Source organism: Collinsella sp. TF12-2AT (genome assembly GCF_003436735.1).
GTDB lineage: Bacteria > Actinomycetota > Coriobacteriia > Coriobacteriales > Coriobacteriaceae > Collinsella.
In genome coordinates this window covers 44,879-68,958 of sequence record NZ_QSQK01000003.1, presented here as the reverse complement: position 1 = coordinate 68,958, position 24,080 = coordinate 44,879, and the positions used below count along the sequence as shown (strand labels likewise).

At 60.4% G+C, this 24,080-nt stretch carries 21 protein-coding genes and 4 tRNA genes; 5 read left to right on the top strand and 20 right to left on the bottom strand.

The genetic code is table 11. The features are described from left to right. Nucleotides 1–43: 43 nt before the first annotated feature. Both DXD24_RS03400 and DXD24_RS03395 read right to left on the bottom strand, forming a co-directional pair. Nucleotides 44–532, bottom strand: a complete 489-nt coding sequence (locus DXD24_RS03400; RefSeq protein WP_089572604.1) for a PTS sugar transporter subunit IIB — start codon at nt 530–532, stop codon at nt 44–46. A gap of 79 nt (nt 533–611) precedes the next feature. Next, nucleotides 612–1,046, bottom strand: a complete 435-nt coding sequence (locus tag DXD24_RS03395) for a PTS sugar transporter subunit IIA (RefSeq protein WP_089572603.1) — start codon at nt 1,044–1,046, stop codon at nt 612–614. Between the two features lie 308 nt (nt 1,047–1,354). Here DXD24_RS03395 and DXD24_RS03390 point away from each other — a divergent pair, with 308 nt between their 5' ends. After that, nucleotides 1,355–2,137 (top strand): GntR family transcriptional regulator, encoded by a 783-nt coding sequence (locus DXD24_RS03390; RefSeq protein WP_158550131.1) that lies wholly within the window; start codon nt 1,355–1,357, stop codon nt 2,135–2,137. A gap of 219 nt (nt 2,138–2,356) precedes the next feature. On the opposite strand, the gene carB is transcribed toward DXD24_RS03390, so the two are convergent. From carB to rpsF, 12 genes are all read right to left on the bottom strand, one after another. After that, complete coding sequence (gene carB, locus DXD24_RS03385) at nt 2,357–5,671, bottom strand: carbamoyl-phosphate synthase large subunit (protein ID WP_117646150.1); 3,315 nt, start codon at nt 5,669–5,671, stop codon at nt 2,357–2,359. Nucleotide 5,672: 1 nt separating this feature from the next. After that, complete coding sequence (gene carA, locus DXD24_RS03380; protein WP_117646149.1) at nt 5,673–7,112, bottom strand: glutamine-hydrolyzing carbamoyl-phosphate synthase small subunit; 1,440 nt, start codon at nt 7,110–7,112, stop codon at nt 5,673–5,675. Nucleotides 7,113–7,320: 208 nt separating this feature from the next. Further along, on the bottom strand, nt 7,321–8,286 hold the full coding sequence (locus DXD24_RS03375) for a hypothetical protein (RefSeq protein ID WP_117564028.1): 966 nt from the start codon (nt 8,284–8,286) through the stop codon (nt 7,321–7,323). 19 nt (nt 8,287–8,305) lie between these two features. After that, nucleotides 8,306–10,078 (bottom strand): ABC transporter ATP-binding protein, encoded by a 1,773-nt coding sequence (locus DXD24_RS03370; protein WP_117646148.1) that lies wholly within the window; start codon nt 10,076–10,078, stop codon nt 8,306–8,308. A gap of 247 nt (nt 10,079–10,325) precedes the next feature. After that, nucleotides 10,326–11,021, bottom strand: coding sequence for an NUDIX domain-containing protein (locus DXD24_RS03365; RefSeq protein WP_195404258.1), 696 nt, complete (start codon nt 11,019–11,021; stop codon nt 10,326–10,328). A 21-nt stretch (nt 11,022–11,042) separates the two neighbouring features. Then, nucleotides 11,043–12,347: a phosphoribosylamine--glycine ligase gene (purD, locus tag DXD24_RS03360; RefSeq protein WP_117646147.1), complete on the bottom strand. Its 1,305-nt coding sequence runs from the start codon at nt 12,345–12,347 to the stop codon at nt 11,043–11,045. A gap of 118 nt (nt 12,348–12,465) precedes the next feature. Further along, on the bottom strand, nt 12,466–13,752 hold the full coding sequence (locus DXD24_RS03355) for an adenylosuccinate synthase (RefSeq protein ID WP_089572585.1): 1,287 nt from the start codon (nt 13,750–13,752) through the stop codon (nt 12,466–12,468). A 93-nt stretch (nt 13,753–13,845) separates the two neighbouring features. Further along, nucleotides 13,846–15,243: a replicative DNA helicase gene (gene dnaB, locus DXD24_RS03350; protein WP_006235827.1), complete on the bottom strand. Its 1,398-nt coding sequence runs from the start codon at nt 15,241–15,243 to the stop codon at nt 13,846–13,848. A gap of 218 nt (nt 15,244–15,461) precedes the next feature. After that, on the bottom strand, nt 15,462–16,001 hold the full coding sequence (gene rplI / locus DXD24_RS03345) for a 50S ribosomal protein L9 (RefSeq protein WP_117646146.1): 540 nt from the start codon (nt 15,999–16,001) through the stop codon (nt 15,462–15,464). Between the two features lie 15 nt (nt 16,002–16,016). Beyond that, nucleotides 16,017–16,283: a 30S ribosomal protein S18 gene (gene rpsR, locus DXD24_RS03340; RefSeq protein ID WP_006235829.1), complete on the bottom strand. Its 267-nt coding sequence runs from the start codon at nt 16,281–16,283 to the stop codon at nt 16,017–16,019. A 72-nt stretch (nt 16,284–16,355) separates the two neighbouring features. Continuing rightward, nucleotides 16,356–16,808 (bottom strand): single-stranded DNA-binding protein, encoded by a 453-nt coding sequence (locus DXD24_RS03335; protein WP_006235830.1) that lies wholly within the window; start codon nt 16,806–16,808, stop codon nt 16,356–16,358. A 48-nt stretch (nt 16,809–16,856) separates the two neighbouring features. Continuing rightward, nucleotides 16,857–17,150 carry a 30S ribosomal protein S6 gene (gene rpsF, locus DXD24_RS03330; RefSeq protein WP_117564024.1) on the bottom strand — a complete coding sequence of 98 codons (294 nt, stop codon included), beginning with the start codon at nt 17,148–17,150 and terminating at the stop codon, nt 16,857–16,859. 494 nt (nt 17,151–17,644) lie between these two features. Here rpsF and DXD24_RS03325 point away from each other — a divergent pair. From DXD24_RS03325 to DXD24_RS03310, 4 genes are all read left to right on the top strand, one after another. Beyond that, nucleotides 17,645–17,735 (top strand) — tRNA-Ser (locus DXD24_RS03325). Nucleotides 17,736–17,783: 48 nt separating this feature from the next. Then, a tRNA-Ser gene (locus DXD24_RS03320) sits at nt 17,784–17,874 on the top strand. A gap of 428 nt (nt 17,875–18,302) precedes the next feature. Continuing rightward, nucleotides 18,303–18,992 (top strand): trimeric intracellular cation channel family protein, encoded by a 690-nt coding sequence (locus DXD24_RS03315; RefSeq protein WP_233502313.1) that lies wholly within the window; start codon nt 18,303–18,305, stop codon nt 18,990–18,992. 106 nt (nt 18,993–19,098) lie between these two features. Continuing rightward, nucleotides 19,099–20,244, top strand: coding sequence for a polymer-forming cytoskeletal protein (locus tag DXD24_RS03310; RefSeq protein ID WP_117646145.1), 1,146 nt, complete (start codon nt 19,099–19,101; stop codon nt 20,242–20,244). A 129-nt stretch (nt 20,245–20,373) separates the two neighbouring features. On the opposite strand, the gene typA is transcribed toward DXD24_RS03310, so the two are convergent. The 6 genes from typA to DXD24_RS03280 all read right to left on the bottom strand — a co-directional run bounded on the left by typA (nt 20,374) and on the right by DXD24_RS03280 (nt 24,013). Next, nucleotides 20,374–22,212 (bottom strand): translational GTPase TypA, encoded by a 1,839-nt coding sequence (gene typA / locus DXD24_RS03305; protein ID WP_006235837.1) that lies wholly within the window; start codon nt 22,210–22,212, stop codon nt 20,374–20,376. A 117-nt stretch (nt 22,213–22,329) separates the two neighbouring features. Next, nucleotides 22,330–22,779, bottom strand: a complete 450-nt coding sequence (locus DXD24_RS03300) for a hypothetical protein (protein ID WP_089572580.1) — start codon at nt 22,777–22,779, stop codon at nt 22,330–22,332. Nucleotides 22,780–22,809: 30 nt separating this feature from the next. Continuing rightward, nucleotides 22,810–23,166 carry a hypothetical protein gene (locus DXD24_RS03295; protein ID WP_117638157.1) on the bottom strand — a complete coding sequence of 119 codons (357 nt, stop codon included), beginning with the start codon at nt 23,164–23,166 and terminating at the stop codon, nt 22,810–22,812. A gap of 30 nt (nt 23,167–23,196) precedes the next feature. Next, nucleotides 23,197–23,697, bottom strand: coding sequence for a bifunctional nuclease family protein (locus tag DXD24_RS03290; protein WP_117646144.1), 501 nt, complete (start codon nt 23,695–23,697; stop codon nt 23,197–23,199). Between the two features lie 159 nt (nt 23,698–23,856). Continuing rightward, a tRNA-Ile gene (locus DXD24_RS03285) sits at nt 23,857–23,933 on the bottom strand. A 4-nt stretch (nt 23,934–23,937) separates the two neighbouring features. Further along, nucleotides 23,938–24,013, bottom strand: a tRNA-Ala gene (locus tag DXD24_RS03280). Nucleotides 24,014–24,080: the final 67 nt, after the last annotated feature.

Below are 24,080 nucleotides of genomic sequence, written 5' to 3'. Positions count from 1 at the left end.
TTTCACCAAGGGCTGTAGATACCAAAATGCGGCTGGCACCTAACTAGAAGCCAAACTGACCGCGGAACTTGGGCCACTCACCGATGGACTTCTCCTTGATAAGGGCGAACTCGACCGTGTAACCGGCGTTGGTGAGATCCTCGAGCGCCTGGGCCTCTTCCTGCGTGATCGACTGGTTGTTGCCAAGCTTGGTGGTGCCGGGACGATCGTTGCAGGGACCGACGATGATGCGGTCCATGCCGGGCTTAAAGCCAAAATCGACGAGAAGTTCCTTCATGTCGAGCGGGTTCTTGGTGATCAGGAAGTACTTGGTGTCGGACTTGAGAACCTTCTCGGAGACCTCCTTGAAGTGCTCCTTGGTCCACACGAACGTCTTCTTGCCCGAGGCACTCTTGTAGGCCTCCTTGAGCACGGGGTTGGACGCTGCAGCGTCGTTGACGGCGATAAGACCGTCGCAGGGATACTCGAGGGCCCAACGGGTAACGGTCTGTCCATGGATCATACGGTCATCAATACGGATGAACGAAATCATGCGTTCTCCCTTTCTTTATCACCGGGGGTCTTTCCTCTTAACCCCCGCTCCATCACGAAAATTTGGGCGGATGCGCTGCCTAGATGTCGTCGTCCTCGTCGTCGGCGTCATCGGTCGGGACAACGAGCTCGGACATACCGTTCTTGCCCTCCTGCAGCATCATCTGCTTGAGGGAATCCAGGTCCATGGTGGCAAGCCCCATCATGGCGGTCATAGCCATGGGCAGATTCATACCGCCGAAGGCAATGGTGTGGGCGAGCAAACCCTTCTCGGCCAGCGTGTTCATGGCATTGGTGAGCGGCGATCCGCCCAGGATGTCACCAAGCAGGACAACCTCGTCATCGGCGGTAACGGGAGCGAGCATCGCCTTGACGTTCTCGACATACTCGTCAGCGCCCATGCCGTCCACGAGACTCGTCGACAAGATGTTCGGGGCGTCATTGCCGAGCATCTTGAGGACACTGTGCAGTCCGGGAGCGAGCGTTCCGTGACTGACCATTACCAGATACCGCATGCGGTCTCCTCTCGGCCTGCCGTGTGTCGCACGGCTTTGCTTTTTGCTGAGATTATTGTTGCGCCGGGGCATGTTCGGTACAAGAAAATAGTTGCGAACGGCAACTATTCATCTGTTAACGGTAGCAACTATTTTTGTGCCTAAATTATTTTTTCTTCTAATTATTTTTAAAATAGCAGGTAGATTGCCTGATAAATGTTTTATGTTCCTTATGCACCATACATACCAGCAAGAATCGGGCCTGGCATCTCCGGTTTGCCCCGCAGTGTCAGACCATGTCACGTACGCCCACGACATGGAGGTACCCCATGGATATGATCTCGTTTCTCGCCTCCGAACCCTTCGACCGCAGCGGTGATACGCCGCTCTATGTCCAGCTTAAACATCGAATCGCTCTGCTTATCGCCAGCCAGGCGTTCGACACCAAGACGCCGCTGCCACGCGAGCTCGAAATCTGTGAGCGGCTGGAGTTATCGCGCGCGACCGTGCGCCGTTGCTTCCAAGATCTCGTCATCGAGGGGCGCGTGGTGCGCAAGCGCGGCCAGGGCACGTTCATCAAGCCCCAAACTTCAGCACCCGGCATCGACCTGGCCCTGAATTTCAGCGCGCGGATGCGCGAAGCGGGACGGGTTCCGAGCTCGCAGATTCTCGCCTTTTCAAGCATACCGGCCGTCCGCGGCATCGCCTCCGGGCTCAAAGTGCCCGAAGGGACACACGTCTGGGAGATTCGCCGCCTGCGTCTCGCCAACGACAAACCCATGGAGCTCAACTACGTCTATATCCCCGTGTCACTTTGCCCCGAGCTCACGCGCAAAGACGTGGATGGCTCGCTCTACGCCTACATCGCGGAAAAGACCGGCATCCTGCCCGCAAGCGTCGATGCCGTCTACGAGACGGTCGACCTCGACAAGCATGAGGCGCGTCTTTTGGGACAGAACACCGGTAAGGCGGCGATGCGCATCGTGCGTTCGACCTACGACAAGACGGGAACCCCGTTCGAGGTAGGCGTGCTCATCAGCTGCGACGGTCAGGCAAAGCTGCACGTGCACATCGCCGCCGACAAAACAACCTTCACCGCCACAGCCCAATAAATCCAAAACGTGGGCGCCGTCGTTCAAACGAACGACGGCGCCCACACTCATTTTCTATTCAGCCCTAGTCATCGCACAAAGCCCCTTCGGCAGCACACGGTGCAACCGAGTCACCGTAGGCCGGGGCGGAGGGGGCTGAGTTTCCCACTGAGCGACTCTGCTTGCAGCCGGAGCGAAGGGGGAAACTCAGCCCCCTCCGCCCCGGCCGGCCAGTTCAACCTACACCGTATGCTGCGGCAAGTCCTGCAGGGCGATGACGTCCATGCCCATGTCGTTGGCGCTGCCGTGACCCTGCTGGTCCTCACGCACCGCCTCGATGGCACTCACGTACGTGTTGGCGGCAGACATCGCGGTCACGCAGGTCACACCGCGTCGCACTGCCTCGGTGCGCAGCAGATAGCCGTCGCCGCGCGAGCCCGGACCGTACGGCGTGTTGATGATCACCGCGATCTTGCCATCGGCGATGAGGTCGCCGATGTTGGGGCGCTCGCCGTCGTGCGGGCCGCTAATCTTCTCCACGATCTCGCACGTCACGTTGCCTCCACGCAGCACGCGCGCCGTACCCTCGGTAGAGCAGATGTCAAAGCCCAGATAGCGCAGGATACGGGCGACCGAAAGGATATGGCGCTTGTCGCGGTCGCACACGCTAATGAACACCTTGCCGCAACTCGGGCCGGGCAGCTTGTAGTCGATCGCCAGCTGCGTCTTGGCGTATGCCTCGGGATAGCTCTTGGCGATACCCATGACCTCGCCCGTCGACTTCATCTCGGGCCCCAGGATGACGTCGGCGCCCGGGAAACGGCCCCAGGGCATAACGGCTTCCTTCATGCAGAACCAGTCCAGCTGACGCTCATCGCTCGGCAGGCCCAAGCTCGCGATGGAATCGCCCGCCATGATACGCGCCGCGCACTTGGCCAGCGGCACGCCGGTGGCCTTGGAGATAAACGGCACGGTACGGCTGGCACGCGGGTTGGCCTCGATCACGTAGACGGTCTCACCCTTGATGGCATACTGCACGTTGACCAGGCCGCGTACGCCCAGCGCCATCGCGATGCGGCGCGTGGTCTCGCGGAGCTTCGCCTGCAGGCTCTCGCTAAAGCTAAACGGCGGAATGCAGGTCGCAGAGTCGCCGGAGTGAATACCGGCCTCCTCAATATGCTCCAGGATGCCGCCGATGTAGACCTCTTCGCCGTCGCACAGGGCATCGACATCGGACTCAATCGCACCCTCCAGGAAGCGGTCGAGGTACACCGGGTAGTCGGGGCTAATGCGCGCAGCCTCGGCCATGTAATCGCGTAGATGCCCGGCATCGTAGGCGATCATCATGCCGCGGCCACCCAGCACGTAGCTCGGACGCACCAGCAGCGGGTAGCCGATGTGCGCGGCCACGGCCTCGGCCTCCTCAAACGAGGTGGCCTGACCCGCCGGCGGGTACATAATGCCCAGCTTGTCGAGTAGGGCGGCAAAGCGCTCGCGGTCCTCGGCAAAGTCGATGGCGTCGGGCTTTGTGCCCATAATGTTGACGCCGCTCTCCTCGAGCATGCGCGCCAGTTTAAGCGGGGTCTGGCCGCCGAGCGTCACCACGACGCCGTCGGGGCGCTCGACATCGATAACGTCCATGACGTCCTCGTAGGTGAGCGGCTCAAAGTACAGACGGTCGGACGTGTCATAGTCGGTCGAGACGGTCTCGGGATTGCAGTTGACCATGATGGTCTCGAAGCCGCGGGCCGCCAGCGCGTAGCTCGCGTGCACGCAGCAGTAATCGAACTCGATACCCTGGCCAATGCGGTTGGGGCCGGCGCCCAGGATCATCGCCTTGGGCTTGTCCGCCGGCGTGGTCTCGTCGGGAGCCACGCACTTCTTGGCATCCGGGCTCGTGCGGTAGATGTTCTCGTACGTCTTGTAGTGGTACTCCGTGGCGCTCGAAAACTCCGCAGCGCAGGTATCGACCGTCTTCATGCTGGGAACCACGCCCAGACCCTTGCGATAGGCGCGCACAAAGCGCTCGTCCGAGCCGGTCAGCGCGGCAATCTCGGCGTCGCTCGTGCCGTACTGCTTGAGCAGGCGCATCGCGTCGGCGTCGATATCCTCCACACGCAGGCCGCGGATGCTCTCCTGGACCTGCACCATGTCGTTGATACGGTTGAGGTACCACGGATCGATACCGCAGATGGCATGGATGTGGGCGATGTCCCAGCCACGGCGCAGGGCCTCGACCACAAAGAAGATGCGGTGCTCGGTCGGGGTTGCCACGGCCTGAGCGAGCTCATCGTCGCTCAGCTTGTCGGCACCCTCCTTGCCACCGGCGCAGATGCCCTGGTGACCGTCCTCCAGTGAGCGCATGGCCTTGCCGAAGGCCTCCTCAAAGGTGCGGCCGATCGCCATAATCTCGCCCACGGCCTTCATGCGCGTGGTGAGCGTGGGGTCGGTACCCTTAAACTTCTCGAAGGCAAAGCGCGGCACCTTGACCACACAGTAGTCGATCGTGGGCTCAAAGCAGGCGGGCGTTGCCTTGGTGATGTCGTTGACGATCTCGTCGAGCGTGTAGCCCACGGCCAGGCGAGCGGCGGCCTTGGCGATGGGGAAGCCCGTGGCCTTGGAGGCCAGTGCGGACGAACGGCTCACGCGCGGGTTCATCTCGATGACGATCAGACGGCCGGTCTGGGGGTTCACGGCAAACTGCACGTTGGAGCCGCCGGTCTCGACGCCAATCTTCTCCAGAATGGCGAGCGACGCGACACGCATGCGCTGGTACTCAAGGTCGGAGAGGGTCTGCGCTGGCGCCACGGTGATGGAGTCGCCGGTGTGCACGCCCATGGGGTCGAGGTTCTCGATGGAGCACACGATGATGCCGTTGCCGGCGTGGTCGCGCATGACCTCCATCTCATACTCTTTCCAACCCTCGATGGACTCCTCGACCAGCACCTCATGGGCAGGCGAGAGCTCAAGGCCCTGGCTCACGATGGAGACGAGCTCCTCGTGGGTATGCGCGATGCCGCCGCCGGCGCCACCGAGGGTAAAGCTCGGGCGCAGTACGCAGGGATATCCCACGCGCTCGGCGATAGCCTCGGCGTCGGCCACGCTGTAGGCATAGCCCGAGCGCGCGACCTCCAGGCCGATCTCGGCCATGGCCTCGTTAAAGAGTTTGCGGTCCTCGCCGCGCTCGATAGCGGCCAGGTCGCAGCCGATCATCTCGACGCCGTACTTGTCGAGCGTGCCGTCCTTTGCCAGCTCGACGGCGGCGTTCAGACCGGTCTGGCCGCCCAGCGTGGGCAGCAGCGCGTCCGGGCGCTCTTTCTTGATCACGCGCTCGATAAACTCGGCGGTGATAGGCTCAACATAGGTGCGGTCGGCCAAGCCCGGGTCGGTCATGATGGTCGCCGGATTGGAGTTGACCAGGATGACCTCAAAGCCATCCTCCTTGAGCACCTTGCAGGCCTGGGCGCCGGAGTAGTCGAACTCGCAGGCCTGGCCAATAACGATGGGGCCCGAACCAATAACGAGGATGCGCTTGATGTCAGTACGTTTAGGCATGTTAGTTCTCCTCGGTCGCAGCGTTCTCGGACTCGGCGAAATTCCAGCCGGCGAGGCGGTCCTTCGCGGTGTCGATGTCCAGGTAGTTCTCCTCGCCGTCCATGAGTCGCGTAAAGGCGGTAAAGAGATAGTGGGCATCGGTGGGGCCGGGCGAAGCCTCGGGGTGGTACTGGACCGAGAAACACGGGGCGTCGAGCAGCTGGATGCCCTCGGCGGTGCCGTCGTTGAGGTTCACATGTGTCAGGCGAATGCGACCAAAGCGCTCGTTCATCACGACCGGCGCGACGCCGCGACGCACCCAGGCGCGCAGGTCGCCATCGGCCGCATGCTCGGTTTCGCCGCCGGAAAGCTCCGGAATCAGTTTGCCCAGACTGGGGAACAGCAGGCCAAAGCCGTGGTTTTGCGCGGTGATCTCCACGCGACGGCTCACCAGATTCATAACCGGCTGGTTACCGCCACGGTGACCGAATTTAAGCTTTTCCATTTGGGCGCCGCAGGCCAAGCTGATCATCTGGTGACCCAGGCAAATACCAAAGACCGGCACCTTGCCGATCAGCTGCTGCACCTGCTCGTAGGTCTCCACCACGGCATCGGGGTCGCCGGGGCCGTTGGACAAAAAGACGCCATCAGGATTCATGTCGAGCACCTGCTGGGCGGGCGTATCCCACGGCACGACGGTGAGGTCGCAGCCGGCACGGACCAGGCCCTCCAGAATACCGCGCTTCACACCGCAGTCGTAGGCGACCGCTTTGTGACGGGCAGGAGCGGCAGCCACAAGCGCAAAGCCATGCGTGGCAGGCAGGTCGGCGGCCACAAACTCGTGAGGCGCGGGACAGCTCACGGTCTTGACCAGGTTCTCGCCCACCAGCGTGGGCGCTGCGTCCAGACGCTCGGCGAGCTCGTCGACGTCGAAGATCTCTGTCGAGATAATGCCCATCTTGGAACCATTGTCGCGCAGATGGCGCACCAGAGCGCGGGTGTCGACACCCTCGATAGCGACGATGCCGTGAGCGCGCAGGTACTCCGGCACGCTGACGGCCGAGCGCCAGTTAGAAGGCGTGGCGCACATGTCGCGAACGATCATGCCGCGCATAGCCGGAGCGCTCGCAGGGCGCACGGCGTCGCCGGGGAAGGCCGACTGGACATCGGTCTCGTCGATACCGTAATTGCCGATCTGCGGATAGGTCATGGTTACAATTTGGCCGGCATAACTCGGGTCGGTCATGACCTCAAAGTAGCCCTCAAGCGAGGTGTTGAAGCAGACTTCGCCGGTCGCGGTGCCCTCGGCGCCGCATGCACGTCCATAAAAAATGGTCCCATCCTCAAGATACAGGATACAGGGACCGCAGGCGCCCTTGCTGGTTTTGGCCAGCATACGCTGGCAAAGCTCGCTGGGCGCGAAGGTGCGGGCGGCAGCGCCCGCGGTATGGTTGTTCGCCATAATTCTCCTTCCCGGTCTCACAGGACCGGCTTAAAGGTGTGTAGTTAGGCCTCGCGGTATTGTAACCGCAAGCATGCCTCATGGCGTTAATTTCATCGAAATGTTTACGAAATGATAATTATGACTTTCTATGCATAATGATTTTTTAATCCCCGTCCCGGAAAAATCATCCCGCGTGGGCTTGTGGCTCACGCGGGATAATGGCCTCTTACTTTTGCTTGTCCTGTTCCAGCAGATCGGACGGTGAGCGATCGGGCTTGCCGCCGCGGAAAATCTCGCGGCCATGCAGACGATGCTCCAGGTCACGTTCGGCCTTTTCCTCGTCAATCTTGGTCTGGCTCACCACCGGGTCCTCGATCAGCGACGAAACCGAGTTCACCTGTTTTTGAATGCGCTCGGCAATGGTGTCGTCCATGCTTACGATGCGCATCTTCCAGTCGATACTCGTGGCGTTGGATGAGCTCTTGGTCCACACAAACGTCAAAATGGCGCTCTGATGACCCCGCGCGGGAAACATGCCAAAGAAGGAATCGTGCTGAATGTTGCTATCCTCGTCGATATAGGCGTGAACGTTATACACCACGCGGTCGATCTTATCGTTGAGCAGCGCGTTGGTCGCAAGCGCAGCGGCCTGAATCTGCCCGTTGGACAGCAGCTCGAGCTCGTTGGCAGACGATGTGTCCAACACCGTCACCTCGACCGTGCCCGTACGCTCATCAGCTTCATCGACGGTAAAGTCGAGCGGGAACTGCGTAAAGCCGTTGCCCCACTCAAGGCCGCCCTTCAGCGCCGTCGAAACGGTATCCACCGAAACGCTCTCGGACAGGTTGGCGGTGTTCAGGCGTCGCATCACGCCGTAGCCAATCTGCATGCCCACAATCAGCACCAAGATGCCAATGACCACGGCCATGGCAGTCTTCGTAATGGTATGGCTCACCTGCGAGCCCGAAGGGTCGTCCTCGGACAGCGGGTCGATATGTTTTGCCTGGCTCGCGCGGTCCTCGCTGCGCAGCTGCGCTAGCGCCGCTTTGTCACCGCGCTTGGCCGCAGCCTCCTTCTCACGCATGCGCTCGGTGCGCTTTTTGGCAAGCGTGGGATCCAAGACACCGGATGCATCGATTTCGGAGAATAACTCCGTCACTTCTTCCGGAGTCAAAGGGTTCTTGTCAGCCATAAACTTCCTGTCATATCAATCAGTCGAGCTCATGCGCACGCGCACCTTCGAACTGCATTCGATAGTAACGGGCATAAGTGCCGCCACGGGCGAGAAGCTCCTCGTGCGTGCCACGCTCCACAACGCGACCATGCTCAACGGTCGCGATCTCATCGGCATGCTTAATGGTCGAAAGACGGTGGGCGATGATAATCGTGGTGCGGCCGCGTGCCAGCTCTTCGAGCGACTCCTGCACCGCCTCCTCGCTCTCGTTATCCAAAGCACTCGTCGCCTCATCCAAAATAAGGATCTTGGGGTTCTTGAGAAACACTCGCGCGATGGCAACACGCTGCTTCTGTCCGCCCGAAAGACGGCTGCCGCGCTCGCCCACGACCGTGTCATAACCCTGTGGAAGCGACTCGATAAAGGCATCGATGTTGGCGCGACGGGCGGCCTCGGCGATCTCTCCTGCCGTAGCGCCCGGCTTGCCGTAGGCGATGTTCTCGCCAATCGTGCCGTCAAACAGATAGACATCCTGCTGCACCAGGCCGATGGCGCGACGCAGGCTCTGCTGCGTCACATCGCGCACGTCCTGGCCGTCGATGCTAATGGATCCGGCAGCCACGTCATAAAAGCGCGGCAGCAGCGAACAGGTCGTGGACTTGCCACCGCCCGAAGGGCCAACCAAAGCGATGGTCTGCCCGGGCTTGATGGACAGATTCATATGGTCGATAACGGGACGCTCTTCGGCATCGCCCTCGCCCAGCTCAACGTCCTCGTAGTTAAAGCACACGTCGTGATATTCCACGGCGCCGGCAGTCACCTGCAGATCCGTGGCGCCCGGCTTGTCCTGGATATCCGGCACGGTCGAGAGCACCTCGTCCATACGCTTAAAGCCGGCGATAGCCTTCTGATACGTTTCGGCCGAATTGACGAGCGTCTCGAGCGGCGTGCAGAACAGCGAAATATAGAGTGCAAAGGTCGCCATATCGACCGCCTGCAGCTGTCCCTGGGCGACCAGCCAGCCGCCCTGCAGTACCACGATCACATAGAGCACACCCGAGAGCAGGCCATACGTCGCAGTATAGACGCCCATGGCGTGATACATGTTTTCCTTGGACGAAAGGTAGCGATTGTTGGAGGCGCGGAACTTAGAGCGCTCGGTCTCCTCATTGGCAAAGCTCTTGACCACGCGCATGCCCGCCAGCGAATCCTGCAGCTGCGCATTGATGCCGCTGATTTTTTTGCGATTGTCGCTAAAGACCTCGCGCATGCGCATGTTCTGCCAAAACATGATGACCGCAAACGCTGCTGTCACCACAGCCATGGCAAGCGCCAGCACCGGGGCGATGGTAAAGAGGATCACAAACGAGCCGATAATCTCGATGCCGCAGATGATGATCCACTCGGGCACATGGTGCGCCGCCTCGCAGATATCGAACAGGTCGTTGACCACGCGGCTCATCATGTCGCCCGAGCTGTTGCGATCGAAGTATGCAAAGCTAAAGCGCTCGTACTGATCGAACAGGTCCTCGCGCATCTTGGACTCCATGCGCGCGCCCATCACATGGCCCCAGTAGCTCACAAAGTAGCGGCAGGCGCAGCGGATGGCATACATCAGCACCAGTCCCACCGCAATCATACCGAGTGCCTGCATAATGGCAGCCTGACCCTGGGTAAACAACCCGCCGGTCAGATTGCGCAGAATAATAGGAAACGCAAGGTCAATGGCAGCAAGCACCAGAGCACAAACAGTATCGGCAACAAAAAGCCCCGTCTGGGGCTCGTAATACGAGAGAAACCTTTTAAACATGCAATCCTCGAAGAGAAATAAATAGCGTGAGAAATCCGGTTGAACCGGTCAGGCTGAAAACAAAGCGTCCCAACAAGCATAACGCCGATGTTCTGGCAGCGTCAGCGAAAACGTCCCTAAGCGAGCAAGGTGCCTTGAAAGAGGAGCGACGCGTACTTCGGTACGCGAGCGACGATTGAAAGGCAGATTGCCGCTTAGGGGCGTTTGCAGCGTCGACTCGTTACGCGGTTTGGTAAAACCGCGTAACCTAGAGCTCGGCCCCACCCAAGCGGTGCGCGATGCTGTCGCAGGCAAGCGCGCCTACGACGGTCTTGGCGTCTTCGATCTTGCCGTCGAGCACGGCGTCGATCAGCTCGTGCAGCGGCACCAGGTCCACGTTGACAAACTCGTCATCATCGGGGTTGGGCGCATCAAACTCGAGCTTGGTAGCCAAGTAGATGCGGATGATCTCATCGCAAAAACCGCAGGACGTGACAATCGACGTCAAAAAGCGAATACGACCAGCCCTAAAGCCCGTCTCCTCATGCAGTTCGCGCTTGGCGCAATCGAGCGGATCCTCGCCTGGATCGAGCTTGCCGGCGGGAATCTCGACCGTCACGCGGTCGATGGCGGTGCGGTACTGACGCACCAGTACGATCTTGCCGCTCTCGGTCAGCGCCACGACGGCCGCCGCACCCGGATGGCGAACGATATCGCGGGCGCTGCGGCGACCGTTGGGCAGCTCAACCTCAAGACGGTGGACGTCGAGGATCTTGCCCTTCCAGGCGCACTCCTCCGAAAGAATCTTCTCGTGCAGCTCGGCATCGTGCGGGTCGTCGTCGCCCAGCACCAGCGCCGGCTCGTCAGCGACCTCGCCACCAGGCTCGCCCTCGGCGTGCCCATACATGCGGCTGTCCTCTTCGACGATCTGCGCGTCCACGAGCTCTTCGTTCTTCTCGTCCATCCGTCTCATTCCTCTCGGATTTTAGGCATCCCAGGCGTCGCGGCCGCGCAGCGCGCGCAGGCCGATGTCGTGACGCAGGGTCTTGCCCTCAAAATCAATCTTCTCGCAAGCCTCGTAGGCAAGGTTGCGAGCGTTCTCAAACGTGTCGCCCAGAGCGGTCACGGCAAGCACGCGGCCACCATTGGTCACGAGCTGGCCGTCCACCACGGCAGTACCCGCGTGGTAAACGGTCACGTTCTCCATGGCCTCGGCATCCTCAATGCCAGTGATGACCTTGCCCTTCTCGTAGCTGCCGGGATAGCCCGCGCTCGTCAGGACAACGGCCACGGCCCACTCGTCACGCCAGTCGAGCTCAATCTGATCGAGCTCGCAGTTGGCGCAGGCGAGCATGACCTCGACCAGGTCGTTCTTAAGGCGCGGCAGCACAACCTGAGTCTCGGGATCACCAAAGCGGGCGTTGAACTCCAGCACCTTGGGGCCGGCGGGGGTGAGCATAAAGCCGCCATACAGGCAGCCGCGGTAGTCGATGCCCTCGGCAGCAAGCTCGGCCGCGGTCTGCTCCATGACCGCCACCATCGTGGCGTGCTCTTCATCGGTCACGATGGGCACCGGGCTGTAGACGCCCATGCCACCGGTGTTGGGGCCCTTGTCGCCCTCGAGCGCGCGTTTGTGGTCCTGCGAAGTGGCCATGGGGCGCACGGTCTTGCCGTCGGTAAAGGCCAGCAGCGAGCACTCGGGACCAACGAGCATCTCCTCGATGACCACGGTGCTGCCGGCATCGCCAAAGGTGCCGCCAAAGCACTCGCGCACGGCCTCCTCGGCCTGCTCAAGTTCGGTCGCCACGATAACGCCCTTGCCCGCGGCAAGGCCGTCGGCCTTGACGACCAGCGGGGCGCCCTGCTCGCGCACGTAGGCGAGAGCCGAAGCCTCGTCGGTAAACGAACCATAGGCTGCCGTCGGAATGCCCGCACGCTCCATGAGCTGCTTGGAGAACAGCTTGGAGCCCTCCATCTGGGCGCCCTCGGCACCCGGGCCAAAGCAGGGAATACCCGCCGCGCGCACGGCGTCGGCCACGCCCGCCACGAGCGGAGCCTCGGGGCCAATTACCACGAGTCCGCATCCGTGGCTCTGAGCAAACGCCGCCACGGCCGCGGGATCGCAGTCGTCGAGAACAACGTTCTCGCCGCAGCTCGCGGTGCCGCCGTTACCCGGCGCAATGTAGAGCTTGCCGGCGCGCGGTGATGCTGCGAGCTTTGCTGCCAAAGCATGCTCGCGGCCGCCGCTGCCCAACAACAGGATGTCGATGGTTTGAGTGTCCGCCTTCAAGGGTGCCTCCTCTATGGATGAATGGCCCGCTCCGCGCGAGCCCTTTGCAAGCAAATATACCCCTCGGCCGCCCACTTGGGCTGCAAAGGGGTATATCGCAATAACCAAATGGTCCCGATTACTTCCAGAATCGGTTGATGATCTGCTCGCGACCAGCGCCAACGCCAATGAACGTCACGCGGGTGTGTGCCAGATCCTCGATAAACGCCACATAGTCCTGAGCCTCTTGCGGCAGCTCGTCAAAGCTGCGGCAACCGGTGATATCGCACTTCCAGCCGGGGAGCTCCTCGTAGATGGGCTTGGCGTGCTCAAAGCGCACCTGATGCTCGGGCACGCTCGTGTAGCGCTCGCCATCGACGTCGTAGGCCACGCACACCTTGATGGTGTCGAAGGCCGAAAGCACGTCGAGCTTGGTCACGGCGATGTCGGTGAGGCCGTTGACGCGCGAGGCATAGTTGGCGATAGGGCCGTCAAACCAGCCGCAACGACGACGGCGACCGGTGGTCACGCCGTACTCATAGCCCTCCTCGGTCAGCGTGTGGCCGGCCTCGGACTCATAGGAAAGCTCGGTGGGCATGGGGCCCGAACCGACGCGGGTGATATAGGCCTTCATGACGCCCAGCACGCGGTCGACGTTCTTCATGCCCACACCGGAGCCGGTGATGGCGCCGCCGGCGGTACAGTTGGAAGACGTCACGTACGGATAGGTGCCGTGGTCGATGTCGAGCAGCGTCGCCTGGGCGCCCTCAAACAGCAGGTTCTTGCCCTCATCGATCATGTTGTTGAGCAGCAGGCTCGTCTCGGTGATGTAGGGACGCAGGCGCTCGGCCATCGGCAGATACTCGTCGCAAATCTGGTCCACGGTGTAGGTGGGCAGGTTGTAGATGAGCTCGAGCTCGGGGTTCACGCGGGCAAGAGCGGTCTCCAGCTTGTCGCGGAACAGCGTCTCGTCCAGCATGTCCTGCATGCGCAGACCAATGCGGGCCATCTTGTCCTGATAGCACGGACCGATGCCGCGCTTGGTGGTACCGATGTTCTTCTTGCCGAGCTTCTGCTCAAAGGCGCCATCCAGATCGATGTGGTACGGCATGATGACATGCGCGTTGCCACTAATCTTGAGGTTCTTGGTGGTGATGCCGTCGGCCTCGAACATGTCGATCTCCTCAAGGACGACCTTGGGGTTGACGACGCAGCCGTTACCGATCACCGACACGTGATCGGAATACATGATGCCGGAGGGCACCTGGTGCAGGCCGTACTTCTTGCCGTTGACGACGATGGTGTGACCGGCGTTGTTGCCGCCCGAATAGCGCACGACGGCATCGAAGTCGCCGGCGACCAGGTCGCAAATCTTACCCTTGCCCTCATCGCCCCACTGGGCACCGACCAAAACGGTTGACGGCATGTTTACTCCTTACATTCATGGACTGTCTACGCGCCACGCCGGCACGCAGAAGCACAAAACATTCCCAGTATACCCGTGCAACGGGCGCCTGTCCTACTCCTCGGCATGTGCCCCATCAAGCTCATAGAACTTGGTGGATGCCGGCAGGAACATCAGGTCGACGTCGCCGATCGGGCCCGAACGGTTCTTGGCCACGACGATACGCGTAACGCCCTCGTCGGGTCGATCGTCGCGCGAGGCTTCGGCCTCGTCGGCGGAGCGGTCCAAGAACATGACGATATCGGCGTCCTGCTCGATGGAGCCCGATTCACGAAGGTCGGAAAGCTGCGGGCGCTTGCCGGTACGGGATTCGACCTGACGCGAGAGCTGTGACAGCGCGATGAGCGGGATCTTGAGCTCCTTGGCCATAATCTTAAGACCACGCGACATCTCCGAAACCTCGACGGTACGGCTCTCGGAGCGGCGTCCCGGTGGAGGACTCACCAGCTGCAGGTAGTCCAAAATGATGATTGCCTTTTCCTTGTTATGGAGCATGCGGCGGCTCTTGGCGCGAATCTCAGTCACTGTGGTGCCGGGCGTATCGTCAATCAGAATATCGAGCTTGGACAAGGTCTGCGTGGCCTCGTTGATATTGGCCCACTGCTCGGGGCTAATGCGGCCCATGCGGAAGTCACTGATCGAGATCATGGCGTAGGCGCAAATCAGACGCTGGGCAATTTCCTTGCCCGACATCTCCAGTGAGAAGAAGCCGACGGTATAACCAGCAGCGGCAGCGTTAAGTGCCAGGTTCAGAGCGAACGACGTCTTACCCACGGCAGGACGGGCGCCGATGATGATGAGCTGGCCTTCGCGAAAACCCATGAGCATGCGGTCGAGCGACGGGAAACCCGTGGGCACGCCCGCAGCCTGGCCGCCGGCCTGGCATACTTCCTCGGCCTCGTTATAGGCCTCGACCATAAACTCGGTCAACGTCTTGTAGCTCGACTTGACCTCGCGCGCCGTGACCTTGAGCAGCTTGCTCTCGGCCAGCTCCACGACCTCCTTGGTGTCGGTAGGGGCGTTATAGGCCAGCGCGTTGATCTCGTTGGTGGCACCGATCAGCTCGCGCAGCATCGAGTCGCGACGGACGATGGCGGCATGGTGCTGCCAGTTGACGAGCGACAGGGTCTGACCCATCAGCTCCAAAATGTAGGCCTCGCCGCCCACGGCATCGAGCTTGTTGATGCTGCGCAGGTAATCGATCAGCGAGATGGAGTCGATGGGAATGCGGCTGTTGTACATATCGACCATCGCGGTATAGATGGTCTTATGAATGGGCCGGTAGAAGTCATCGGGCTGCAGCTCGACCTGGGCCTCTTCGACCACCTCGGGCGATAGCAGCATAGCGGCCAGTACATTGGCCTCTGCATCTTGGTTTTGGGGAAGACCCAACTTTGAGCCGCGGTCCTCGACCGTCAGCCCGGTCTCCCTATCGTCATATGCCATGAGCATCCTCATTCATATCGCTTGCGAGCATCCATAGTATCAGCCACGGTCCCAAAACGCGCCGCGCGCCGCCAATCATCACCGAACCAAACGGATGAACGGTCCTGTATATAGGACTTCGACGCAACGTTCACCATGACACTCACTCAGCGCAAAAAACAAAAGGGCGCCCTGGTTTCCCAGAGCGCCCTTCTTAGAACAAGATTGTTGCGTTGCAGCAAATGCTACTCGGCAGCAGCCTCAGTCTCGACCTCGGCGGTCTCGGCCTCGGCGACCTCAGCGGCCTCCTCGACCTCAGCCTCGGCAGCGAGCTCCTCGGCGGTAACGCCGACGAGAACGACAACCTCGGCCTTGATCTCGCGGTACAGCGAGATGGCAACGGTGTGGGCACCGGCAACCTTGATGGGCTTACCGAGCTCGACGCGCTTGCGGTCGATGTCCATACCGAGCTGAGCCTTGATGGCGTCAGCGATCATAGCGGCGGTAACAGAGCCAAAGAGGATGCCCTCGTCGCCGACCTTGACGTCAACGGTGACCGTCTTGCCCTCGAGGGCAGCCTTGGTCTCGTTGGCGGTAGCCAGACGGACGGCCTCGCGCTTGGCGATGTTGTTGCGACGCTCGTCGAGCTGCTTGAGGTTGCCCTTGGTGGCGGCAACAGCGAGCTTCTTGGGGAACAGGAAGTTCTCAGCGTAACCCTGAGCGACCTCTACGACGTCACCCTCGCCGCCCTTGCCCTTGATCTCATCGAGAAGAATAACCTTCATGATGCGTCTCCCTTCTTAGCCGCGGTCGCGGTTGCCACGAGAGGAAACCACGGGGACGGTGTACGGCAGGAGAGCCATCTCGCGGGCGCGCTTGATGGCGTTGGCGATGTCATGCTGATGCTGCGTGCAAGCGCCAGTGACGCGACGGGGCTTGATCTTGCCACGATCGGTCATGTACTTACGGAGAAGCTGAGTGTCCTTATAGTCGATGAACTCAGTGTTCTCCTTGCAGAACTGGCAGTACTTACGACGCGGCTGACGTGCAGAAAAATCATTAGCCATGTCAAAATACCTTTCATTTGGCAACTTCGGCGAACCGAAGCCGCCTCTCACTCAAAAATAGGTGAACAACCCTTAGAACGGGATGTCCTCATCGTAGACGTCGACCGCGGGCGGCGTAGCCACCGGTGCGGCAGGACGTGCTGCAGGCGCGGGAGCTGCGGGGGCATAACCGCCCTGATCGTAGCCACCCTGGCCACCACGGGAGCTCATAAACTCGATCTCATCGACGATGACCTCAAGCTTGCTCCGGCGCTGGCCGTCGCGCTCCCAAGAGCTGTAGCGCAGCTTGCCCTCGATCGCGACCTTGTTTCCCTTTGCCAGGAAACGGCTCACGGCCTCGGCGCGGGTGCCGAACATAGTGCAGTCGACAAAGTTGGGATAGTCCTCCCACTCGCCAGTCTGCGCGTTACGGCGACGATCGTTGACGGCGACGCCAAAGGACAGAACCTGGGTTCCGCCGGCGGTGGCGCGCAGCTCGGGATCGCGGGTGAGGTTACCGGTGATGTTCACTCGATTGATGCTCATAACTCACTACTTCCTCTTGGGGCACAAGCCCAGTCCAAAACGACAGTCTTACTCCTGGTCGTCGCGACGGACGATCATGTGGCGGACCACAGCGTCGGTGATGCGCAGGATGCGATCAAGCTCGGCGATCTGGGTAGGATCTGCGTGGAAGTTGATGAGGGTGTAGTCACCATCGGTGAGGTCGTTGATCTCGTAGGCGAGCTTGCGCTTGCCCCAGTCGTCAACGGAGTCGACCTTGCCAGCGCCCTCAGCGATCGTGGTATCGATACGCTTCATAACAGCGAGACGAGTCTCGGGGTCGAGCGACGGGTCAACAAAGAACAGCAGTTCATAAGCCTTCATATTGTCACCTCCTCTGGGCAAATGTGGCTTCAGGTCGTGAAGGTGCGCCTGAAGCAGGAAAAGACTTGGTAATAATATCTTTCAACCTCCTAGGCCGCAAGAATATGCAGCTACAACCTCATGACCTCCACATATGCCCATACTCGCACGACGTTTCATGCGTCTTCCAACCAAATGCTGACCAAGTGCTTGACGGATTTGTGGACAAGATACGACGCCGTGGGGACAAACCAAATCAAACTGCAGGTCAGCCATTGCAAGGCTGTGGTCGCAAAATGCATACCAGTGGCTCACAACACCGTTCAAATATTTTTAAAATTGCTGCCACGTCGTCTATAAATACCTATTTTGAACAATTTGTTGTATGCAGCCATGCTGGTCAGAGCCCGTTTTTGACCTTCTCGATCCCGTCACGAAGCCAAGCGATTCAAAAAATGCCAACTTTTCTGTTTGCACTTTGCGATTCCTCGTGTATACTGACTTTCGCATTTAACGGAGAGTTGTCCGAGTGGCCGAAGGAGCACGATTGGAAATCGTGTAGGCGTCAAAAGCGTCTCCAGGGTTCAAATCCCTGACTCTCCGCCAGTTAATTCCAAAGCAGGCCTTCGAGCCTGCTTTGTTTTTACCCCACGCGGAGGGGTGGCAGAGTGGTTGAATGCGGCGGTCTCGAAAACCGTTTGGCCTGTATAAGGTCACGAGGGTTCGAATCCCTCCTCCTCCGCCATTTTGGTTGAGAAAGCTCCCGAAAACGGGGGCTTTTTTGTTTAGAGTCCCTTACAAGCAAATGCGGCGGAGGAGGAGGGATTCGAACCCGTCAGGACGCGGAGCGTAAAGAAAACGCGCCAGTGGCGCGTTTTTAGCGCAGCGCGGTCGGCGCAAGCCGACCGAATAAATTTTGAGCTCCGCTCAAAATTTGGACATCCCTCCTATTCAGCCACGTCCCCCATTGCTTTCGATTTCACCTTGAATCTCAAACATGTACATCACCCTCCAAAAACGACATTTTTCGGCATCTTTGGAGGCTGATGTACATGTTTGGTACCCATGACCGTTCCCAGTCCCTACCGTTTGCCGAGCAATAGGGTCTCAATCGCCGCCAACCATGTACTATGTACGGGCATTGTTCAAACCCGAGAATCAAAGGACCTCATCTTGCCCGTCGTCGCCGCTATGACTGTTACTTCACACGCCTCGGATGCCATGGTCGCTATCCCATTTTGGCTCGAGATGTTCGCCGTTGTCGCGGCATCGATCTCGGGCGTGCTGGTCGCTCGCGAGCACAAGCTCGACCTGGTGGGCGCGGTCGCGCTCGCGGTGGTCTGCGGTCTGGGCGGCGGTCTTTTGCGCGATATGACGCTCCAGGTCGGCAACGTCTACATCCTCAACCAGCCCATGGCACTACCGCTCTCCATCGCCACAGCCGCCATCATCTATATCTTCCCGGCAATCGTCGATAAGCCCGAAAAACTCATTCCCCTGCTCGACATCATCTCGGTCGGCATCTATGCAGCAACCGGCGCGGACAAGGCGCTGGTCTACGGCTTTGCGCCGGCGGTGTGCATCATGATGGGCTTTTTCACCGCCGTGGGCGGCGGCATGTTGCGCGACGGCTTTATGGGCGTGGTTCCGGGCATTTTCCAACGTACTAACTTTTATGCCATCGCGGCTATCGCCGGATCGGCAAGCTATGTCTGCCTCGTCATGAGCGGCTTGGTCAGCAATGTCGTCGCGCTGGTCGTTTGCGTCGTAGTGACCATGGGCCTGCGCTGGCTGTCGCTACGCTTTGACATCAAAAGCCCCACCGAGGAAGACATCGCACGCTTCTTGCACCGCAAAAAGTAGATTGCGCGGCCTCATCCTTCGAAATGCAACCGAGAGGTTCTTTTAGAGTGCCCACGCGTTGGGTACCCTGTTAGATGCATATCGAGCATCTAACGAAGGATTCACTATGCCTTGCAACCAAGTACCGTCGATCCGGCGCCACAAAGCGCAGGCCCGCATCACCATCCTATTCGCGCTGATTGCGCTCGCGCTCACCGCACTTCCCACGGTGTCGTTCGCCGGCACTGACACCGCGGGCAACGTGCTCGCAACCGAAGTTGACTCAACTCCGTCTGGCGTCGAGGGAGACCTGTACTGGGCCGGCCAAAGCCTCAACCTAGACGACGCCTCCATCGGCCGCGATATTATCGCGGCGGGTGAGAGCCTGTCGATTCGCGATTGCACCGTAGGCGGCGCCGTTCGTCTGGCGGCACGCACCATCGATATCGCCAAAACCGCAATCGATGGCAGCGTCACGGTGGCCGGCCAGCACGTCGTGCTCAACACCGGCAGCACCGCCAACTGTTTTTACGCGGCAGGCGAAACGGTCGCCCTGCGCGGCTCCGCCAAATCGGCGGCGCTTGCCGGCGGCACCGTAACCATCGACGGCACCGTCGATGGCGATGTTGAGGTCTGGGCCGACAAGCTCATCCTGGGTAAAAACGCCCGCATCACCGGCACGGTGAACGCCCACGTCTCACAGGACCCCGAGCGGGCCGAGGGCGCCCAGGTCGGAGCTCTCAAGATCGACCGGACCGAGAACGAGAACACCTCTACGGCCAACGACATTATCGGCGGCATCGTTGCCGCGGCGCTTTCCACCTGCTTTGTCGCCATCCTGCTTGAGCTTGTCTTTCCACGCGCAACCGCCAGCGCTGCCGGCATGCTCCATCAGCGTCCCATGCCGCTGTGGGTAAGTGGTCTTCTGGGCACGGTCGCCGTCGCTCCCGCCGTGCTGCTGCTCATCATCTCGATTGCAGGCCTGTCGCTCGCCGCCGCCCTCATGTGCGGCGTCATCGGCATCGCTTTGGTCTCGGCGGCATTTACGGGCACCGCGGTCGCGCGCATGGTCGGACACAACCAAAACCGCTACGCCATGGCCGCCGTGGGCGGTATCGTCGCGGGCGCACTCACGGCACTTCCTCTTATGGGCAACTTTGTCAGCGGTGTAGCCTTCGTCTTCACGCTCGGCTACGCCATCCAGATCATCTGGCGCAACGCCCACCTCAAGCCGCAGCAGCCGGCTAACACGCCAGGACTCCCCACCGCCTAGCCGCCAACCACCACAAAAGGGCCAGGCACCTTTGTGGTGGCGCAAAGCAACCTGATCCCATTGCACCAAAAAGGGCGCCGACCATTGCGGTCGACGCCCTTTCTTATTGGCAGTTATAAGCCCCAGCGCTTATTTGTTGACCTGACCGGCACGGACGGCGGCCTTCTTGCGGTCGGTGGCATTGAGCAGACGCTTGCGCAGGCGAATATTCTTGGGAGTGATCTCCACCAGCTCGTCATCGGCGATGTACTCCAGCGCCTCCTCCAGCGAGAAGGTGCGGGGCGGCACCAGCTGCACGGAAATATCGGAGGTCGAGGAACGCTGGTTGCCCAGGTTCTTGGTACGGGCGATGTTGACGACCATGTCGCCGGCCTTGCTGCGCTCGCCCACGATCATGCCCTCGTAGCACTCGGTGCCCGGCTCAACAAACAGCTGGCCGCGCTCCTGCAGCGTACCCAGGGCGTAGGCAACGGCCTTCTCGGTGGTCATGGAGATCATGGCGCCGTTCTGACGGTTGCCGATCTCGCCGGCGTAGGGGCCATACTCCAAGAAGGTGTGGTAGAACACGCCCTCGCCGTGGGTGACGTTCATGATGCGGTTCTTAAGGCCCATGATGCCACGCGTCGGGATCTTAAACTCAAGGTGCGTCACGATGCCCGAGGTATCCATGCTCGTCATGATGCCACCGGAGGTGCCGAAGACCTCAACGACCTTGCCCGAGTACTCGTCCGGGCACTCGACGACGGCCTGCTCGACAGGCTCCATCTTGTTGCCGTTCTCGTCCTTCTTAAACAGAACGCGCGGACGACCGACCTGGAACTCAAAGCCCTCGCGGCGCATGGACTCCATCAGAACGGACAGGTGCAGAATGCCGCGGCCCGAGACCTCGACGCCGCTCTTGTCCTCGAGCTCCTCGATCTTCATGGTCACGTTGTTCTCGGCCTCGTTGAACAGGCGCTCCTTGAGCTGACGGGCGCCAACGATATCGCCGTCGCGGCCGACGAGCGGGGAGGTCGAAGCCTCAAAGACGATGGACAGGGTCGGCGGGTCGATCTCGATGGGCTCGAGCTCGACGGGATTCTCGGGGTCGGTGTAGACATCGCCGATATCGGTGCGGTCGATGCCCACAACGGCGGCAATGTCGCCGGCGCCGACTTCCTGGCACTCGGTACGGCCCAGGTAGTCGAAGGTAAAGAGTTGCTTGACGGTAGCGGTGGCGCTGGAGCCGTCGTTCTTGACGACCAAGATCTGGTCGCCCTGGTGGATGGTGCCGGAGTACACGCGGCCGATGCCGATACGGCCGACGAAGTTGGAGTGATCGATGGTCACGCACTGCATGGCCAGCGGAGCGTTCTCGTCAACCTCGGGCGCGGGCATGTCGTCGATGATCATATCGAGCAGCGGGTACATGTCCATGTTGCCGTCGTTGGGGTCAAGGCGGGCAAAGCCATTCATGGCGCTGGCGTAGACCACGTGCTCCATGGCGAACTCGAGCTGGTCGTCGGTAGCGCCCAGGTCGGCCATGAGGTCCAGGCAGTCGTTGTAAGCCTTCTCGGGGTTAGCGCCCGGACGATCGATCTTATTGATGACGATCATGATCTTGAGGCCGGTGTCGATAGCGTGACGCAGCACGAAGCGGGTCTGGGGCATGGGGCCCTCAAAAGCGTCGACCAGCAGCAGGGCGCCGTCGGCCATACGCAGCACGCGCTCGACCTCGCCGCCAAAGTCGGCGTGGCCCGGGGTGTCGATGACGTTGATCTTGACGTCCTTGTACTCGATAGAGATGTTCTTGGCGAGAATCGTGATGCCGCGCTCGCGCTCCTGGTCGTTAGAGTCCAGGACGCGGTCCTCGACCTGCTGGTTGGCACGGAAGGCGTCCGTGGCACGCAGGAGCTTGTCGACCATCGTCGTCTTGCCGTGGTCGACGTGGGCGATGATGGCGATGTTCCTCAGATTGTCTACGCGCATGTAGTTCCCCTATCTTCTATCCATATACAAACGGCACGCGTATGCGGCCCGCCCAGCGATACAACGCTCAGCGGGAATATTGAGCCTTTTACCGAAAACTCGTTTATTTTAGCGATTTTAGATGAGAGGGGTTTCCTCACCTGCAGGTTCAGGGTCGCTCCACATAAAACCATCGCCGGCACCCATGCCCTCATACAGCACATATGCCGAAAAACCGCTCTCGAGCGTCGTCTCAAAGAAACTCACGAGCAGAGCGTCGTGGTAGCCGCCGTCAATCTCGACACAGCCGGTATAGCCGATGGCATAGCGGGCGATACGGCCCAGGCCCTCGTCCTTAAGACCCATCTTGTGCTCGGAGATAAAGTTGGTGGCAGCCTCCAGACATGCCTCCTCGCCATCCTCGTCGAGTGCGGCCAGATAGCGGTTGGAAGCAGCGTCCTCGATCGCCACAACTACGCCCGGATTCTCACCGGCGGCAAGGTCGTCCAAGAACGCACCAATCAGGTCACACACCATGGCGTCGAGCTCGGCGGAGACGTTGCCGGCGTCCTGCATATCCTGTGCCATCTCTAGACCTTCCCATCGAATCCGGCGTCGTTACAGTTCTTGTGCCTCGGCAGCGATCTTGGCGGCAGCGTCGCGGGCGCGCACCATATCCATCGCGCGCTTGTCGAGTACCTTGATCTGGTTGGTCAGCATTACCGCATCGACCACACCCCAGATTACCAAGCCTGTTGAAATCGAAAACCCAAGCGCACCAACTGTACCACGAAGACGAGAACAGATTACCGCGACAAGGGCGGAGATGATAACCATCTTGATATAGGAGCCGCGGCGCTCGCGAAGTGTGCGGGCCTGCGTCACATAGGCAATGCGAGCCGCCTCGGATGCCTCCGAGCGCATCTGGGCTTCACGCGCGATGGCGGCCGCTTCAGCCGATACGCGGGTACCCATCAGCGACCTCTCCGCTCGCGTGCCAGACATTTAGAAATCATCGGGGGAGAGCGTATGGACGAACTCGTCGAACTTCTCGAACTCCTGCTCGTCGTCAACTTCCTCGGCATGGGCAGAAACGGTACCCAGGCGATTCATGATGTCGTCCTCCACAAACATGGGGGCATTACTGCGCACGGCAAGGGCGATGGCGTCGCTGGGGCGGGCGTCAATATTGCGCTCGTCACCATCGACCAGCACAACAATCGTCGCATAGAACACCGGCGGCTCGGCACGAACGATCTCGATGCGCTCGAGCTTGGCTCCTAGGGCATCGACGGTGTCAAGCAGCAGGTCATGCGTTATCGGGCGCTCGGCGCGACCGCTATCGATGCCACGGCTAATTGCCGCGGCCTCAAACGAGCCGGTCTGAATGGAAAGCGAACGCAGCGGTGCCGTCGAATCCGACTTGCCGCAGCGCTCGCGAAGCACGATAAGCGATGGCACGGGACCGGCGGCCATGACGATGGTCTCTATGTCGACGCGAACCATGGAACACCTCCGGTACGTAGCGGTTAACACGCGGCAGGGTCGCCGCATTGAATAGCTATACTACCCAATCTTTCGCACAGCACACAAAACCAAAATGAGATTTATCGCAGACAAGAAATAAGCCCTGAGGCAACGCCCCAAGGCTCTTCACAGTTTTGATGGTGGACCTGACAAGATTCGAACTTGTGACCTCCCGGTTATCAGCCGGACGCTCTAACCAACTGAGCTACAGGTCCATCATGGTGGAGGTTAGGGGGATCGAACCCCTGACCTCAGGCTTGCAAAGCCCGCGCTCTCCCAGCTGAGCTAAACCCCCACGGAGACAGTAATAAACACCCCAGCGGCGACTCGGCTCTCGCTGGGGTGTTTATTGCGAAAGAAAG